The 15,848-nt window shown below is 65.2% G+C and carries 19 protein-coding genes; 8 read left to right on the plus strand and 11 right to left on the minus strand.

From position 1 onward, the window contains the following. Positions 1-5: 5 nt before the first annotated feature. The 4 genes from ABOA88_RS10520 to ABOA88_RS10535 are packed head-to-tail and all read right to left on the minus strand — an operon-like array spanning position 6 to position 4,174. Entirely contained in the window at positions 6-1,124 is a 1,119-nt protein-coding gene (locus ABOA88_RS10520; protein ID WP_367851591.1) for an agmatine deiminase family protein, read from the minus strand. Between the two features lie 3 nt (positions 1,125-1,127). Then, positions 1,128-2,222, minus strand: a complete 1,095-nt coding sequence (locus ABOA88_RS10525) for an extracellular solute-binding protein (protein ID WP_196170814.1) — start codon at positions 2,220-2,222, stop codon at positions 1,128-1,130. 3 nt (positions 2,223-2,225) lie between these two features. Beyond that, positions 2,226-3,122, minus strand: a complete 897-nt coding sequence (aguB, locus tag ABOA88_RS10530; RefSeq protein ID WP_196170815.1) for an N-carbamoylputrescine amidase — start codon at positions 3,120-3,122, stop codon at positions 2,226-2,228. Further along, positions 3,119-4,174, minus strand: coding sequence for an agmatine deiminase family protein (locus tag ABOA88_RS10535; protein WP_367851590.1), 1,056 nt, complete (start codon positions 4,172-4,174; stop codon positions 3,119-3,121). Before ABOA88_RS10535 ends, aguB begins: the two co-directional genes overlap by 4 nt. Positions 4,175-4,308: 134 nt before the next feature. On the opposite strand from ABOA88_RS10535, the gene ABOA88_RS10540 reads away from it, so the two are divergent. From ABOA88_RS10540 to ABOA88_RS10550, 3 genes are all read left to right on the plus strand, one after another. Beyond that, a complete protein-coding gene (locus tag ABOA88_RS10540) occupies positions 4,309-5,169 on the plus strand; it encodes a LysR substrate-binding domain-containing protein (RefSeq protein ID WP_182816394.1) in 861 nt (286 codons plus the stop codon). 250 nt (positions 5,170-5,419) lie between these two features. After that, positions 5,420-6,631, plus strand: coding sequence for an enoyl-ACP reductase FabV (fabV, locus tag ABOA88_RS10545; RefSeq protein ID WP_070576356.1), 1,212 nt, complete (start codon positions 5,420-5,422; stop codon positions 6,629-6,631). 222 nt (positions 6,632-6,853) lie between these two features. Further along, positions 6,854-7,762 carry an alpha/beta hydrolase family protein gene (locus ABOA88_RS10550; RefSeq protein WP_367851589.1) on the plus strand — a complete coding sequence of 303 codons (909 nt, stop codon included), beginning with the start codon at positions 6,854-6,856 and terminating at the stop codon, positions 7,760-7,762. 33 nt (positions 7,763-7,795) lie between these two features. On the opposite strand, the gene ABOA88_RS10555 is transcribed toward ABOA88_RS10550, so the two are convergent. The 4 genes from ABOA88_RS10555 to ABOA88_RS10570 form a co-directional block, all read right to left on the minus strand. Continuing rightward, positions 7,796-8,137: a HopJ type III effector protein gene (locus ABOA88_RS10555; RefSeq protein ID WP_182816392.1), complete on the minus strand. Its 342-nt coding sequence runs from the start codon at positions 8,135-8,137 to the stop codon at positions 7,796-7,798. Beyond that, positions 8,130-8,426, minus strand: coding sequence for a DUF1244 domain-containing protein (locus ABOA88_RS10560; protein ID WP_367851588.1), 297 nt, complete (start codon positions 8,424-8,426; stop codon positions 8,130-8,132). Before ABOA88_RS10560 ends, ABOA88_RS10555 begins: the two co-directional genes overlap by 8 nt. A 10-nt stretch (positions 8,427-8,436) precedes the next feature. Next, complete coding sequence (gene folM / locus ABOA88_RS10565) at positions 8,437-9,129, minus strand: dihydromonapterin reductase (protein WP_196170288.1); 693 nt, start codon at positions 9,127-9,129, stop codon at positions 8,437-8,439. Between the two features lie 78 nt (positions 9,130-9,207). Continuing rightward, positions 9,208-9,780: an antibiotic biosynthesis monooxygenase gene (locus ABOA88_RS10570; protein WP_043209601.1), complete on the minus strand. Its 573-nt coding sequence runs from the start codon at positions 9,778-9,780 to the stop codon at positions 9,208-9,210. 215 nt (positions 9,781-9,995) lie between these two features. Between ABOA88_RS10570 and ABOA88_RS10575 the strand changes: the two genes are divergently transcribed. After that, positions 9,996-10,928, plus strand: a complete 933-nt coding sequence (locus ABOA88_RS10575) for a MerR family transcriptional regulator (protein WP_419183392.1) — start codon at positions 9,996-9,998, stop codon at positions 10,926-10,928. Here ABOA88_RS10575 and ABOA88_RS10580 read toward each other — a convergent pair. Beyond that, on the minus strand, positions 10,925-11,518 hold the full coding sequence (locus ABOA88_RS10580; RefSeq protein WP_196170290.1) for a hypothetical protein: 594 nt from the start codon (positions 11,516-11,518) through the stop codon (positions 10,925-10,927). The genes ABOA88_RS10575 and ABOA88_RS10580 overlap by 4 nt on opposite strands. A 59-nt stretch (positions 11,519-11,577) precedes the next feature. Then, entirely contained in the window at positions 11,578-12,015 is a 438-nt protein-coding gene (locus ABOA88_RS10585) for a PAS domain S-box protein (RefSeq protein WP_196170291.1), read from the minus strand. Positions 12,016-12,120: 105 nt separating this feature from the next. Here ABOA88_RS10585 and ABOA88_RS10590 point away from each other — a divergent pair, with 105 nt between their 5' ends. Beyond that, positions 12,121-12,576, plus strand: a complete 456-nt coding sequence (locus tag ABOA88_RS10590) for a flavodoxin (RefSeq protein WP_196170292.1) — start codon at positions 12,121-12,123, stop codon at positions 12,574-12,576. Between the two features lie 102 nt (positions 12,577-12,678). Here the strand turns inward: ABOA88_RS10590 and ABOA88_RS10595 are convergent, their stop codons facing one another. Beyond that, positions 12,679-13,566, minus strand: coding sequence for a LysR family transcriptional regulator (locus ABOA88_RS10595; protein ID WP_196170293.1), 888 nt, complete (start codon positions 13,564-13,566; stop codon positions 12,679-12,681). A gap of 99 nt (positions 13,567-13,665) precedes the next feature. Between ABOA88_RS10595 and ABOA88_RS10600 the strand changes: the two genes are divergently transcribed. The 3 genes from ABOA88_RS10600 (at position 13,666) to ABOA88_RS10610 (ending at position 15,810) form a co-directional block, all read left to right on the plus strand. Further along, on the plus strand, positions 13,666-14,052 hold the full coding sequence (locus tag ABOA88_RS10600) for a CidA/LrgA family protein (protein WP_196170294.1): 387 nt from the start codon (positions 13,666-13,668) through the stop codon (positions 14,050-14,052). After that, on the plus strand, positions 14,042-14,728 hold the full coding sequence (locus tag ABOA88_RS10605; protein ID WP_367851587.1) for an LrgB family protein: 687 nt from the start codon (positions 14,042-14,044) through the stop codon (positions 14,726-14,728). Before ABOA88_RS10600 ends, ABOA88_RS10605 begins: the two co-directional genes overlap by 11 nt. Positions 14,729-14,904: 176 nt before the next feature. Continuing rightward, positions 14,905-15,810 (plus strand): alpha/beta fold hydrolase, encoded by a 906-nt coding sequence (locus ABOA88_RS10610; protein ID WP_196170296.1) that lies wholly within the window; start codon positions 14,905-14,907, stop codon positions 15,808-15,810. The last annotated feature ends 38 nt before the right edge of the window (positions 15,811-15,848 follow it).

Raw genomic sequence — 15,848 nt, forward strand, 5'->3', positions numbered from 1 at the left:
CTCGTTCACAGGGCCGGACAGTGGCTGGTCACGCAATGGATACCGCCGCCCCCGGCGGCGATGGCATCGATGTTCAACTGCACTACGTCACGGCCCGGGTACAACCGGGCCAGCAGCGCGCGCGCCTTTTCGTCGGCGTCGCGATCGCCAAACTGCGGCGCGATGACCGCCCCATTGATGACAACGTAGTTGATGTAGCCAGCGGCGAAGTCCGGATTGCCCTGGCTGAACTTGCTGCGCCGTGGCGCCAGCGGTGGAGGCATCGTGTGCACCTGCAACGGGCGGCCGTCGGCGTCCGTGGCGTTGCGCAGAATCTCCAGATGTTTGCGCGTCACCGCGTAGTCGTACGACGTCGGGTCGTTGTCCAGGTTGGCCACTACCACGCCAGGACGCACGAAGCGGGCATAGAAATCCACGTGGGCATCGGTGATGTCTTTGCCGGCGATGCCAGGCAGCCAGATGATCTTGCGCAGGCCCAGGCGCGCCTTGAGTTCCTCCTCGACCTCGGCCAGTTTCCAGCCCGGATTGCGGTTGGCGTTGACCCAGCAGCTCTGGGTCATGATCCCGGTGCCATGGCCGTCCACTTCGATGCCGCCGCCTTCACCGACCAGCTCGCTGCGCTGCAATGGCACACCGGCAAGCTTTGCCACCAGGGCCGCCAGTTGGGTGTCCTTGCGGTGGCGTTGCTTGTCGCCCCAACCGTTGAAGTTGAACCCCACCGCACCCAGGGCACCGTTGTCATCGACCACGAAGTTGGCGCTGATATCGCGCATCCAGATGTCGTCCAGCTCGGTGGTGACGAAGGTGGTGTTGGGGCTGGCGCAGTATTGTTCGGCCAGCCCACGCTCGCTGGCGCGACAGAACACCGTGACCGCCTGGTAACCGGCGATGGCCTGGGCAATGCGGCCGAGCGCGGCTTGCACGTCCGAGGTGAAGTCCTCCCAGATTGCATCCTGGGCGCCGAAAGCCAGGTAGGTGCGTTGCTGGGGTTCGCCTTCGTCGGGCATGAACCAGCGATCAACCTCGCTGGCGCGGGCGCTGCCCAGGGGCAGCCCGAGGCTGGCGGCAGCGCCGATGCCGGCGGCGATCGACAGCTGCTGGAGAAAGGTGCGGCGGGTGGGCATGGGTCAGTCCTGTGCAGTCTTGAAGCGGGTCCAGATGCGCATGCGCGCACGCATATCGGCCTGGGGGATGTCTTTGCCGGGGATCAACCGGGCGTAGGTGGCTTCAGCGAGGTAGATGTCCGGGTTGTCGCGCAGGCGTGCGTCCACCTGGGGGCGCGCCTTGGCGCTGGCGGTGGGGTAGCCGGTGGCGTTGCTGATCGCGGCCATGTTTTCCGGGCGCATCACGAAGTTGATGAAACGATAGGCGTAATCGGGGTGGCGCGCGTCGGCGGGGATGGCCATGGTATCCATCCAGATCGTGGTGCCTTCACGTGGGACCCGGTACTGGAAGTCGATGGACTTGCCGGCGGCCTCGGTGGCGCGCTGGGCCTGGATCACATCGCCGCTGTAGCCCAGTGACAGGCAGATGTTCTCATTGACCAGCTCCGTCACCGGTTGCGATTGCAGTTTGCGCACGTAGGGGCGGACCGCCTTGAGCAGATCGCTGGCGGCGGTCAGGTCTTCGCGCTTGGCACTGCGCGGTTCGCGGCCCAGGTAGTGGAGCACCACGGCGAGCACTTCGTCGGGCGAGTCGATCATCGAGATGCCGCAATCGGCGAACTTGGCGGCAAGCTCCGGCTTGAACAGCAAGTCCAGACTGTCGAGCGGCGCGTCGGGCATGCGCTCGCGGATCTTCTGCGCATTGACCGTCAGGCCGATGGTGCCCGATGTGTAGGGCACGGTGGCTTGGCTCGCCTTGGGGTACTGCGCGTGCAGTTTGCGCAGGCCCGGGTCGATGTCGTCCAGCGCGGTCAGCTTCGCCGGGTCCAGGGGCTGCAGGCTGCCGGCGCGCATCAGCCGTTCGGCCACGGTGTCCCCGGGGAACACCAGGTCATAGCCGCTGCGACCGGACATCAGCTTGGCTTCGAGCACCTCGCTGCCGTCCATGACGTCGTAGATCACCGGGATACCGGTTTCTGCGGTGAAGCGCTTGAGGGTGTCCTCGGCAAAATAGTCAGCCCAGTTGTACAGGCGTAGGGGTTCCTGCTCGGCCTGGGCGAGGCTGGTGGCGCTCACCAGGGCGATGACGGCGAACCATTGGAATGGACGGCGTGGCATGGGTCAGGCTCCCGTGGGTTGAGGTGTGCGGCCGTCGAGGGTCATCAGCGGCGCGTACAGATCGGGGCGGCGATCGCGGTAGATGCCCCAGCTCAGGCGGTCCTCGCGCATTTGTGCCAGGTCCAGGTCATGCAGCCAGACGCCGCTGCTGTCGCGGTCGGCCTCGGCGAGCAGGGCACCTTTGTGGTCGCAGATGAACGACGAGCCATAGAAGCGCATCGACAGGTTGTCGTCACTGCCCGCCAGCTCTTGGCCGACCCGGTTGGCGGCCACCACCGGCACCAGGTTGGCTGCCGCATGGCCGCGCATGGCGGTCTGCCAGTGGTCGCGGGAGTCGAGTTCGGCGGCGCCTGGCTCGGAGCCGATGGCGGTCGGGAACAACAGCACTTCGGCACCCATCAGCGCCAGGCAGCGTGCGGTCTCGGGGAACCACTGGTCCCAGCAGATGCCGACTCCCAGCCGGCCGAAGGCGGTGTCCCAGACCTTGAAACCGGTATCGCCGGGGCTGAAGTACTCCTTCTCCTGGTAACCGATGGCGTTGGGAATGTGGCTCTTGCGGTAGACGCCCAGCAAGCGGCCGTCAGCGTCGGCCACGGTCAGCGAATTGAAGAACGCATTGCCGGCGCGTTCGTACCAGCTCAGCGGCAGTACCACACCGAGCTCCTTGGCCAAGGCCGCGAAGCGCCGCAGCAGGGGGCTGTCGTGGTAGTCCTCGGCCAGCGCCTGGTGGTGGTGGCGTTGTTCGATGCAGAAATACGGCGTGGCGAACAGCTCCTGCAAGAGGATCACCTGGGCGCCCTGGGCAGCGGCCTGGCGTACCAGTTGCTCGGCACGGTCGAGGTTGCCGGGCAGGTTCCAGTCACAGGGCATCTGCGTGGTGGCGATGCGCAAGCGGCTCATGGGCGCACCTTCTGCAGTGGCCAGGCGGGCTGTTGCTGGGTGATGCAGTGGATGCCGCCGCCGCCATGGGCGATATGGTCGATGCGCACTGGGACGATCTCGCGGTCGGGGAAGGCCAGGGCCAGCTGACGAGCCGCGGTCTGGTCGGCATCGATACCGTAGGCGGGCATGATGACGGCGCCATTGGCCAGGTAGAAGTTGGTGTAGGAGGCGCAGAACACCTCGGCATGCGGGTCGACAGCGGCGCTGGCTTCGTACAGATCGAGCAGCTCGAACGAGCGCCCCTGAGCGTCGGTGGCCAGCTCCAGGGCTCGGCGGTTCTCGCGGGCGACTTCGGCGTACACCGAGTCTTGGTCGTGGGTGGCGTCCACCAGCAGCACGCCGGGGCGGGCGAAGGCGCAGACGCCATCGACGTGGCCATCGGTCATGTCGCCTGTGACGTACTGCGGGTCGCCCGGCAGCCAGATGGTCTTTTCGATGCCCAGCAGGCGGGCGAAGACGTCTTCGAAGTCCGCTTTGCCCAGGCCTGGGTTACGGTTGGGGTTGAGCAGCACCGACTCGGTGGTGATCAAGGTGCCCTGGCCATCGACGTGTATGGCGCCGCCTTCGTTGCACAGTGGCGTGCTAAAGCCCAGCAGGCCCAGCTGATCGAGGATGCGCCGGGCCAGGCTGCGGTCCAGGCCATGCTCGGACTTGCCGCCCCAGGCGTTGAAGCGCCAGCTCACGCCTGCAACGCCCTGCTGCGGATGGACGAGGAAGCTGGGGCCGCTGTCACGGCACCAGCTGTCGTTCACCGCCAACGCGATCAGCTCGATACCGGCGCCGCACAGGGCGCTGGCGCTGGCCATGGCGGACGGGTCGACGACCATTTTCACCGGCTCGAAGCGGGCGATGGCTGCGGCCACGCGGGCATAGTCGCGCTGCACGTCGGCCAGGGTCACGCCCCAGCCGGTTTCCCAGAGTGCTTGGTTGTGCGGCCAGATCATCCAGGTGGCAGCGTGGCGGGCCCATTCGGCGGGCATGCGCCAGCCGCTGTCGTGGGACAGGTGCATAGTGAACTCCGATCTATTAGGGATTTTTATCAACGAAGCCCGCCGTCGCGGGTGTTGATGTCCATGCTATTGCTAGGAAGAGGCAGCGACAAACGATAGATTTAGCGTATTTCTGATCAGTCAGGCTTATCAGCATGCTCAAGCATTGGCCCCCGCTCAACGCCCTGCGCGGCTTCGAAGCCGCTGCCCGGTTGGGCAGCTTCCACAAGGCCGCCGAGGCCCTGAACCTCACCCAGTCGGCGATCAGCCAGCAGATCCGCAGCCTGGAGAGCTACCTGGAGCAGCCGTTGTTTCATCGCAATGGCCGCAGCGTCAGCCTGACCGATGCCGGGCATGACTTGCTCAGCACCACTCAGGCCCTGTTGCAGCAATTGGCGGTGGGGATCCGTCGCCTCGATCAATATCGCAAGCCCAACCAGTTGGTGGTCAACACCACGCCGGCCTTTGCCCGTCACTGGTTGCTGCCGCGCCTGAGGGACTTTCATCAACGCTGTCCGGACGTCGACCTGTGGCTGTTCACCAGCTTCGAGGCCCCGGACATGAGCACCCAGACCATCGACCTGGCTGTGCGCGACGACCTCAGTGCCCAGGCTGAATGCAGCTTCAGCGTGCTGCACCAGGACGAACTCTATCCCGCCTGCCATCCGACCCTGCTGGCGACCCCGGCGGCCCGGCGCACGACCTTGCATGGGGAACGCGAGATGGACTGGAGCCACTGGCAGCTGGAAGGCGGCGAGGACGTCGGGCAGCAAGGCAAAGGGCTGAATTTCTCCGACCCGGGTTTGTTGCTGGAGGCGGCTGGCGAGGGGTTGGGGGTTGCGCTGGTCAGTCAGCTGCTGGCCCGGCGTTCGGTGGAGGAAGGGCGGCTGCAGCCATTGTCGACACAGCGAGTGCGGGGGCCGGTCTGGAGCTGCCTGATTCATCGGGACAGCCAGGACGATCCGCTGGCCCGGCGGTTTCTGGGGTGGTTGAAAGAGGCTTTGGCGGTAGGTTGAAGTCGTCTGCTGCGGCGCTTTCGCGGGTAAACCCGCTCCCACGGCCAGGCAGGGCTCGAATGCTGCGCAGTGCCGGTGGGAGCGGGTTCACCCGAGAAAGGGGCCGGCACGGGCGAACCGCCGTTTTGAATCCCCCGGTTCAGCCCGTAATATGTGTCGGATAACCTGCGGGGGTAGTCTCACCCTCTGATCAAACGGAACCGTCCCCTGCGGCGCGCTTCCTCGGCACAAACCTGAAGAGGTACAGACATTGGCCATCATTCATCCTAAGGTTCGCGGTTTCATCTGCACCACGACTCACCCGAAGGGCTGCGAGCTCAACGTCCGTGACCAGATCGAAGCCACCCGCAAGCTGGGCGTGCGCGAGGATGGTCCGAAGAAGGTCTTGGTCATCGGCGCATCCAGCGGCTACGGCCTGGCGGCGCGCATCACCGCAGCCTTCGGCTTCAAGGCCGACACCCTGGGCGTGTTCTTCGAAAAGCCGGGCACCGAGACCAAGGCCGGTACCGCGGGTTGGTACAACGCCGCTGCCTTCGACAAGTTCGCCAAGCAAGCCGGCCTGTACAGCAAGTCGATCAACGGTGATGCCTTCTCCGACGAAGCCCGCGCCAAGGTCATCGAGCTGATCAAGAACGAAATGGGCGGCAAGGTCGACCTGGTCGTCTACTCCCTGGCCTCGCCAGTGCGCAAGCTGCCGCAGACCGGTGAACTGGTGCGCTCGGCGCTCAAGCCGATCGGCCAGCCGTACAAGTCGACCGCCATCGACACCAACAAGGACACCATCATCGAGGCCAGCATCGAGCCGGCCACCGAGCAGGAAATCGCCGACACCGTCACCGTCATGGGTGGCCAGGACTGGCAACTGTGGATCGACGCCCTGAGCCAAGCCGACGTGCTGGCCGAAGGCGCGCGTACCGTGGCTTTCAGCTACATCGGCACCGAAATCACCTGGCCGATCTACTGGCACGGCGCCCTGGGTCAGGCCAAGCAGGACCTGGATGAAACCGCCCTGCGCCTGGACAAGAAGCTGGCCAGCGAAATCAAGGGCGGCGCCAACGTGGCGGTGCTCAAGTCCGTGGTCACCCAGGCCAGCTCGGCCATTCCGGTGATGCCGCTGTACCTGTCGATGGTCTTCAAGATCATGCAGGAGAAGGGCGTTCACGAAGGCACCCAGGACCAGCTGGACCGCATGTTCCGCGACCGCATGTACCGCGCCGACGGCGCACCGATGCCGGTGGACGAGAAGGCCCGCCTGCGTCTGGACGACTGGGAGCTGCGCGACGACGTACAGGACGCCTGCAAGGCCCTGTGGCCGCAAGTGACCACCGAGAACCTGTTCCAGCTGACCGACTATGCCGGTTACAAGAAGCAGTTCCTCAATCTGTTCGGCTTCGAGCGCGCTGACGTCAACTACGACGAAGACGTCGCCACCGATGTGAAGTTCGACTGCATCGAGCTGTAAGCCTGTCGCCCCACCGTTGGGGCGATACTCGCTGAAGCCTGCAAGCCCTCTCGCAGGCTTCGCCAGCGCCCACACACGCAGCGCCGTCAGCGCCTTTTCGGTGGCACTCGGGCTTCGTGGGAGCTGGCGTAACCTGCGACGGGCTGCGCAGCAGCCCCTGCAAGGGGATGGCTGACGGCGCTTTTTTTGCTAGCGTTGGCGCACCACAGCAGGGAGCGCGTCATGAGCAGCCTGACCCAGCCCGCCACCGCCTTTCGCCACACCACCGCCGACGGCTACAGCCTCGGAGGTTTCCTCTGGCGCCACGCTTCCCCCGACTCCCAGCGCCCGCTGGTGATCATCAACGCCGCCACCTCGGTGCGCTGCCGCTACTACTCGCGCTTTGCCGACTACCTGTTCGCCCAGGGCTTCGACGTGCTGACCTACGACTACCGGGGTATCGGCGAGTCGCGGCCGGCTTCGTTGCGCGGCTTCAAGGCGTCGTGGAGCGACTGGGGGCGGCTGGACTTCGAGGCGATGCTGCAACTGGCCGCCGAGCGCTTCGCGGGCCAGCCGGTGGATGTGGTGGCCCACAGTTTCGGCGGCTGCGCGGTGGGGCTGGCGCCGTCCGGCGGGCGGGTGCGACGGGTGGTGATGGTCGGCGCGCAGTTCGCTTACTGGCGCGACTATGCGGCGAACGAGCGCTGGCGGCTGGTAGGCAAATGGCATGTGGTGATGCCGTTGCTGACCCAACTGTGTGGTTACTTTCCCGGCAAGCGCCTGGGCTGGATGGAGGACACGCCGGCGGGTGTGGTGCACGACTGGACCACTCGCACGCCGCGCTACGAGCACCGCCCCAGTGGACGAACGCTGGCGCAGTTGCCGTTCGCCCAAGTGCAGGCGGCGACCTTGGCGATCAGCCTCGCGGACGACCCGTTCGGGACCGTGGCGGCGACCGAGCGGTTACTGGGCTACCTTCAGCACGCCGAGCGGCGGCACCTGCGGTTGGCGCCTGGAGATATCTCGGTCGCGCAGATCGGGCATTTCGCGTTCTTCCATGACCGCTTCCGCGAGACCCTCTGGCCGATTGCCCTGGCCTGGTTGCAGCAGGGCAGGCTGCCGGAAGCGGTACCGGGGCGGATCATCAGCTGAGGTGGCCTGGGCCGCAAAGCGGCCCCGGCGATATCAGGCGTTACGCTTGAGCGGCTGCTCGGCGAAGGTGACGCCGGCCAGCCCGTGCTTGATCAGCGCGCGGATGTTGCCATGGTCGCTGCCTTCGGGGGTGGCCAGCACGCTGCGGTAGTGCTCGCCGAACGCCAACAGGGCTTCCTGGTCGCTCAAGCCTTCGAGCAGGGCCAGGCCCAGGGTCTTGCACGAGCCTTCGTTCTGGCCGGCGGCGTTCTCAACGCCTCCATTGCTGAAGGCTTGGGGCTGGTAGCTGTAGTTTGCGGCGATGAACGCCAAGGTGTCGGCGAAAACATGCTCGCCGCTGGCGAGGCTGTTACGCAGGGTGGTCAGATCAGTCACGTGGCTTTCCTTTTTCGAACGCCGCTTGTTGGTCGGCGCTGGCTTCTTTCTGGTACTGGGCTTTCCAATCGGCGTAGGGCATGCCGTAGATCTTCTCCCGGGCATCGTCCAGGCTGACGTCGATCTGGCGCTCGTCGGCGGCGGCCTTGTACCACTTGGACAGGCAGTTGCGGCAGAAGCCGGAGAGGTTCATCAGGTCGATGTTCTGCACGTCGGTGCGCTTTTGCAGGTGTTCGACCAGGCGCCGGAACGCGGCGGCCTCGAGTTCGAGCTGTTGTTGCGGGGTCATGGGGCTTCCCTCAGGTCATGCGGTTCTTCAGGTGGCGGCCACCGTTGATGACCACCTGGCTACCGGTGCTGTACTGGCTTTCGAGCAGGAACATCACCGCCTCGATCAGCGGGCGGGCGCCGGGTTCGAACTCCAGCAGGGCTTTTTTCAGGGTCTGCTGGCGGTAGGCGTCGTCGCCACCTTCCTTGAGGATCAGCAGGCCCGGCAGGATACCGTTGACGCGCACCTTCGGCGCGTATTTTTCGGCGAACGACAGCACCATGTTCTGCAGCGCGGCCTTGGTCGCGGCGTAGCCGATGTGGCTCTTGCTGCCGCGAGAGGAGGTTTCGTCGCAGATGTGGATGATGTCGGCCTTCTCGACCTTGCCCAGCAGATCGCCCAGGGCCAGGTTGAGGTGATAGGGCGCCTCGACGTGCAGGCGGAACATGGTCTGCAGGTTGTCCAGGCCATCGTCCAGCCACAGCGAGGCGTTGTGGATGATCGCTCGCAGGCCGTCGTAGTGGCTTTGCAGGTACTCGATCAGCGCCTGGCGGTCGGCCTCCTGGCAGAGGTCGGCGCGAAACTGCACGATGTTCGGGTGGGGCGTTTGTGGGTGAATGTTGCGGCTGGCGCTGATCACCGTATGGCCGGCCTGTGCCAGTTCAAGGGCCAGGGCCAGCCCGACGCGCTGGCTGGCGCCGGTGACGAGGATTGGGCTGTTCATGATCGGGGCGTCAACTTGTCTGTCCTTGCATTGATGCCCCAGCATACCCGAACTGTTTCGCTCTTGTGCGGCTGTGCCTCAGCGGCTGCGCAGCCCGCGCGACGCCTGGCCGGTGGCAGGTACTGTTGGGTTCAGCCAGCCGGCCAGCAGACGGGTGGACAGCGGGATGAACAGGTAGACCATCACCGGCGTCAGGGCCAGGGTGCTGATCAGTACTCGTGGCAGCAGGTCCAGCGGCGCCAGCCAGTGGCCGAACAGCACGTTGAACAGCAGCGAGACCGGAAAGAATGCCAGCCAGATGGCGGTTGCCTGCTTCCAGCGCGGTGGTTTTTGCACTGTATTAGTGCCGAACCAGTCGTCCAGGCCGCTGACGCGCCTCTCTTTGGGGCGTTCGAACAGGCCGTCGCCACGTTGCAGCCAGGCCCGGCGCGAGGCCGAATGCTCCCAGGCGTGCAGGGTGGATTCGTTGGTGAAGCGGAAGATGATCTGGAACTCATCGCCCTCGGCCGGTGGCGCGAGGATGCCCGAGCCCAAATAGCCGGGGAAGTCGGTGGCCAGTTGCTCGCCTTCATGGAGCCAGGCCAGCAGGTCCTGGTAACGGCCATGGGCGGCGCGGCGCGACACCATCAGGGTGACGGGAGGGGTAGACATCGTGTATCTCCTGGCGACGGGGCTGGCGGGTAGCTGGCCCCTAGGCTTTCATCGCCCGGGGTGGTGGGCGATGCGAGCAGGCTTGCAAGAATCGGGCACGAATTATCGCTCAGGATTCGTGACCGGCAGTGTCAGCCGGCGGGTGGTTGCGCTGACCTGGCGGAGTGTCCCGGCGTAGAATGCAGAATCTGAAACAAGAGGCGTTGCCCGTGCACATCAATGATCAGGTGGCCGCCTCGGCCAGCCTGGAACACCAAGAGCTGTTCCCCATTCGTGAAGTGGCCCGGCTGACCGGCGTCAACCCTGTGACCCTGCGCGCCTGGGAGCGCCGCTACGGGTTGATCCAGCCCACCCGCACCGACAGCGGCCATCGTCTCTATTCCCAGGCCGATATCGACGATATTCGCAGCATCCTCGGCTGGCTGGAGCGTGGCGTGGCGGTGAGCAAGGTCGGCAGCATCCTGGCCCGCAATCAGGCCGGGGCGCAGGATGGCCAGGGCGTCGGCAGTTCCGACGAGCTGGCCCGCTGGCGCGCGCAAGTGCAAGAGGCGACCCAGCGTTTCGATGGCCTGGCACTGGAACGGTTGTTCGACCAGGTGTTCGCCTGCCATGCCCTGGACCCGGTGTTCGATGAGGTGTTCATGCCCGTCTGGCGCGGCTTGCGAGCGGGGCAGGGCAGCTTTGGCCGGGTCAGTGAATGGCTGTTTCTTGACCAGTTTTTGCGAGGCAAGGTGCTGCTGCGACTGCAACTGGCGCGCGGGCCCTGGAGCCAGCGCGTGGTGCTGGCGACCTTGTCAGGCCAATGCCATGAGTTGGAGTTGCTGGTGGCGGGGCTGTTGCTGGGCAGCGACGAGGTGGGCGTCACGGTGCTGGCGACCGGGCAGCCGATGGAGGAGCTGGCGCTGGTGTGCGAGCGCCTCGCGCCGGATGCCCTGGTGCTGTTCTCCCATCAGCCCCCCACCCAGGCGCTGGGCAAGCGCCTGGCGCGGCTGACCCTGGGCGTGGGGTGCCCGGTGTTGCTGGCGGGGGAGGTGGCGGAGCTGGCCCAGGAGCACCTGGCCGGTAGCCCGGTCGCCTGCCTTGGCGCGCAGGGCAGCCTGATGCGCAGGCGCTTGCGCCAGTACCTGGCCGGACAGCTGGATACTTAGGCGTGCAGCTGCTGGTGGGCCTGGAGGATGTACTCGCGCAGACGCTCGAGGTCGGCGGCCGGGCTGCGGTACAGGTCATAGGCGGCCAGGTCCGGGCCAATGCGACGACGCAGCACGCCTTTGAGGCGGACGGGGTCGATGCCTTCGGGGGCGAAGTTCAGGGCGAAACGCACCGGCGCCTCGGGTAGATCCCGCACTTGCACGAGGGTGCCCTTGGAGGAAATGTCCCGGATCCACAGGCCGCTGTGCTTGCCACGGGCATCCAGCAGCGGGGCCGGCTGCTCCAGGGAAAGACGCCAGGGGCGTGGGGTGGGGCCGTCTTCGAAGATTTCAGGCGAACCCAACTGCAGGTGCACGGCGTGGAATTCGTCTTCGACCAGTTGCAGCGGGAAGCTGATCTGCTGGTTGTTGTACTGGGCCTGGAGCGTGACTTGCTCATTGGCCACCAGGCGGGCGAGCAGTTCCTGCACGTGGCGGTCGCCATTGACCAGCAGGCTCGACATGGAGTCGGCCAGATTGAACTGGGGCGAATGCTGCATGTCCTGGATGAAATCCAGTTCGTCCTGGGTCAGGAGGGCATGTGCTTGCATGATCGGGCTCGAAGGTGGCGATTTCTTCAAGGGGATTGACCGCGCGCAAAGCGCTTCGTTCAGCTACGTTCGTCGGATTCCAGCACTTCCAGCCGGGCCTGCGCTTGGGCCAGTGCCCGCTCCAGTTCTACCTGGCGGCTGACATCCTTCTGGATGCCGATGAAGTAGGTGCGCTGGTCGGCGACGTTGTGCATCGGCGTGATCGACAGCTCGTTCCAGAAGGCGCTGCCATCCTTGCGGTAGTTGCGCAGCACCTCCCGGCACGGCAGGCCTTCGGCCAGGGCCCGGCGGATCCGCGCGCGGCCCAACTGGTCGCGATCATCGCCCTGCAGGAAGCGACAGTCCTGGTAGAGGATCTCGTTGCGGGCATAGCCAGTCAGGCGTTCGAACGCTGCGTTCACGTAGATCAGGATGGTGTCGTCGCCTTCCTGTTCGGCGACCACGATTCCGTCGTTCGACGCATCGATCATCGATTGCAGCAGTTGCGCGTTGATCATGTCCTGGCCTTGGGCAAGCGGGGGACTTGGGTGGGAGTGCGGCCTTTTGCCACTGGTGAATGCTAGTATCCTACGTTTTCACTCAGTTTCGGAATCCTCTGCCCGATGAAAGTCGCCATTATTTCAGGCTCGGTGTATGGCACCGCCGAAGAAGTCGCCCGCCACGCCGAGTCCCTGCTCAAAGCCGCCGGTTTCGACGCCTGGCATGCCGCCCGTGCCACCCTCCAGGACCTGCAGGGTTTTGCCCCGGATGCCTTGCTGGCCGTGACCTCCACCACCGGCATGGGCGAGCTGCCGGACAACCTGATGCCGCTGTACAGCACGATTCGCGACACCCTGCCGGCTGCCTGGCGTGGATTGCCCGGCGCGGTGATTGGCTTGGGTGATTCCAGCTATGGCGATACCTACTGTGGTGGTGGCGAGCAGGTGCGCGAGCTGTTTGCCGAGCTGGGCGTGCGCGAAGTGCTGCCGATGCTGCGCCTGGATGCCAGCGAGACCGTAACCCCCGAGGCTGATGCCGAGCCGTGGCTGGCTGAGCTGGCGGCGGCGCTCAAGGCTTGATACGGGCGGATGCCCGCCACGGCCCTTTCGCGGGTGAACCCCTACAGGCTCAATGCAATCCTTGTGGGAGCGGGTTTACCCGCGAACAGGACACCGCCGCCTCTATAGGCCAGACGCAGGCCGTTCGCGCACCAACTGCAACCAGGCCTGTGCTGCCTTCGACAGGTAGGCCCCACGCCGCCAGATGAAAGCGATGTCCCATCGTAGATCCGGCGGGTTGAGCGGCACCCGCACCACGCCCGGGCGCTCCAGCGCCCGCGCCACGACCCGCGGCAGCAGCACCACCCCTTGCCCGGCCGCCACCAGCGCGGCCAGAAAGTCCGCTTGCCCGCTGCGCCCCCCTTCCTTGGGCGTGAAGCCTAGTTGCTGGCAGGCACCGAGCAGTCGGTCATTGAGCACGAAACTGCGCTGATACAGCAGAAACGGTGTGTCCGCCAACTGCAGCAACTCGATCTGGGGCTCCTTCGCCAAGGCATGCGCCCGGGGCAACAGCGCATCGAGCGGCTCATCGCAGAATGGCTGGTACTCGAACGCCGGGTCCGTGGGCGTGATGCAACCGCCCAGCTCCAGTTCGCCACTGCTGACGGCCTGTTCCACCGTGCGGCTGCCGCCTTCGATCAGCTGGATCGAAATGTTCGGGTGACGCCGCCGGTATTCGGCGAACAAACCCGCGAACAGCGCATCGCTGCCCAGCAGCGGTAAACCCAGGCGCAGTTCGCCGCGGGCCATCTGGCTGAGATCGTCCAGCTCGTTCTGCAATTCCTGGCGCTGGCGCAGCAACGCCTCGCCGCGCGCCAGGACGATGCGCCCGGCAGCGGTCAGGTGCAATTGCGAGCCTTGGCGCTCCAGCAAGGGCTGGCCTAGGACTTGCTCGAGTTGAGCGACCTGTTTGCTGACCGCGGACTGACTGATGTGCAGGGTCTGCGCCGCCTGGGTGAAGCCCCCGCGGTGCACGACTTCGATGAAGCTGCGTAGCTGCTTGAATTCCATGATTCGAATTCCATTTTGGAATGGCGATCAGTCTAACAATTCGCTTCTGGCCTAGGCAGGGGAAATCTAGAATGGACCCCAGCTGAGGACTCCTTCCCAATGAAACCCGCCTTACTGAAAAAATACCTGCGTCTGCTCGTCGAGTTGGCGATCCTGCTTGCCTTGTTCCTGCTCGGCGGCCAGCTTTCCACTTGGTTGGGTTGGCCGATTCCCGGTGGGGTGATGGGCCTGGCCTTGCTCCTGTTGCTGTTCGCCTGCGGCGTGCTCAAACCTGCCACCTTGCAGGCAGGTGCGGGTTGGCTGATGGCTGAAATGCTGCTGTTCTTCATTCCGGCGCTGATGAGCCTGTTGGACTACGGTGGCCTGCTGCGCAGCGAGGGTTGGCGCATCCTGCTGGTGATTGCAGTGAGCACACTGTTGGTGATGGTGGTGACTGCCGTCACGGTGGAACTGGTCTGCCGCTGGAGGCTGCGCCATGAGCCTTGAGCCGATGCCGTTGTTCTGGCTTGTCCTGACCCTCGCCGCCTACCTGGGCAGCCGCTGGCTGTACCGGCGCAGTGGGCGCTACGTACTGTCGCCGCTGATCCTGGTGCCGGCGCTGCTGCTGGCGGTGGCTGTGCCGCTGCACACCGCCTATGCCGAGTACGCGCGCGATACCCACTGGTTGATGGGCGTGCTGGGGCCGGTGACCGTGGCCTTCGCGGTGCCGATCTGGCAGCAGCGGATGATGCTGGCGCGCCACTGGCCGGCGTTGCTGGTGGGCATGCTGGCCGGCAGCATGGCCTCGATCGCCAGCTCCTGGGGCCTGGCGCACCTGCTGGCGCTCGACAATGCGGTGAGCCTGTCGTTGTTGCCGCGCTCGATCACCACGCCCTTTGCCATGCCCTTGGCCCAAGACCTGGGCGGCGTGCCGGAGCTGACGGCGGTGTTCGTCATGTTCACCGGCGTGCTTGGCGCCATGTTCGGGGGCGTGTTGCTGCGCGTGCTGCCCTTGCGTACGCCTTTGGCCCGTGGCGCGCTGTTTGGCGTTGGTGCGCATGGCGCCGGGGTCAGTCGGGCGCAGGAAGTGGGCCGTGAGGAAGGCTCGGTGGCCGGCTTGGTCATGGTGCTCACCGGCCTGCTCAATCTGTTCGCCGGCCCCCTGTTGGCACGGCTGCTGTGACCGTTCGTGCCCCTGACCCGCAAAGCCAGCAAGCTGGCTGCCAATGCAAGTTTCGTCGCCCGGTGTGCTGGCTAGACTGAGCCTCGACATAGAGAGCACATGTAAGTGCCGAGGTAACTTGCAATGAACGCAGCCCTGCCTTATGACGCCAACACTTATCCACCGGGACAACACTGATGCCACTGGCCGAAATACCATTGTGCGTCTGGCGTACCCGAGCTCAGAGTTTTGCCTTTCGGGGCCAGACCATCCGCTACTGGACTGCAGGGCAGGGAGAGCCACTGCTTCTACTTCACGGTTTCCCCACGGCCAGTTGGGATTGGCACTACCTGTGGGTACCCTTGACCCAGCGGTTTCGTGTAGTCGCTTGCGACATGCTCGGCTTTGGCGACTCGGCCAAGCCGTTGGACCATGACTACAGCCTGATGGAGCAAGCCGACCTGCAACAGGCCTTGCTCGCTCATCTGGACATCGACCAGCCCGTGCATTTGCTGGCCCACGATTACGGTGGCAGCGTTGCCCAGGAGCTGCTGGCGCGTCATTGTGAACAACGCATCGAGATCGCCAGCTGCGCGTTCCTCAACTGTGGGCTGTTCCCAGAGTGCTACCAAGTCTTGCTGGTGCAAAAGCTGCTGCTCAGCCCCCTAGGCTGGCTGGTGTCCCGCAGCTTTGGGCGCGATGACCTAGTGCGCAACGTCAGCCATATCTATGGCCCTTGCACGCACCCGAGCGAAAGTGCCCTGGATGATTATTGGAGTCTGATCGTTGCCAATCACGGCACGCGCATCCTGCACAAGCTGATCGGTTACCTGCCCGAGCGACGCCTGCACCGTGAGCGCTGGGTGGGCGCCTTGCTACGACGATGTGTGCCGCTGCGCTTCATCAATGGCGTGGCCGATCCGCTGTCCGGCGTGCGGATGCTCGAGCGCTACCGGCAGTTGGTGCCTGGCGCCGACACCGTGGCGTTGCCGGGCATCGGGCACTATCCGCACACCGAGGCTCCGCAGCAGGTGCTGCGTCATTACCTGTCGTTTCGTGAGCAGCTGATGATCGAGGCACCACGCAAGGTGGCCTGGTCCTAGGGTGTTGCAGGCATAAAAAAGGCCGCTGCAACTGCAGC

This window comes from Pseudomonas sp. PKS (assembly GCF_051913525.1).
GTDB classification, from domain to species: domain Bacteria; phylum Pseudomonadota; class Gammaproteobacteria; order Pseudomonadales; family Pseudomonadaceae; genus Aquipseudomonas; species Aquipseudomonas guariconensis_D.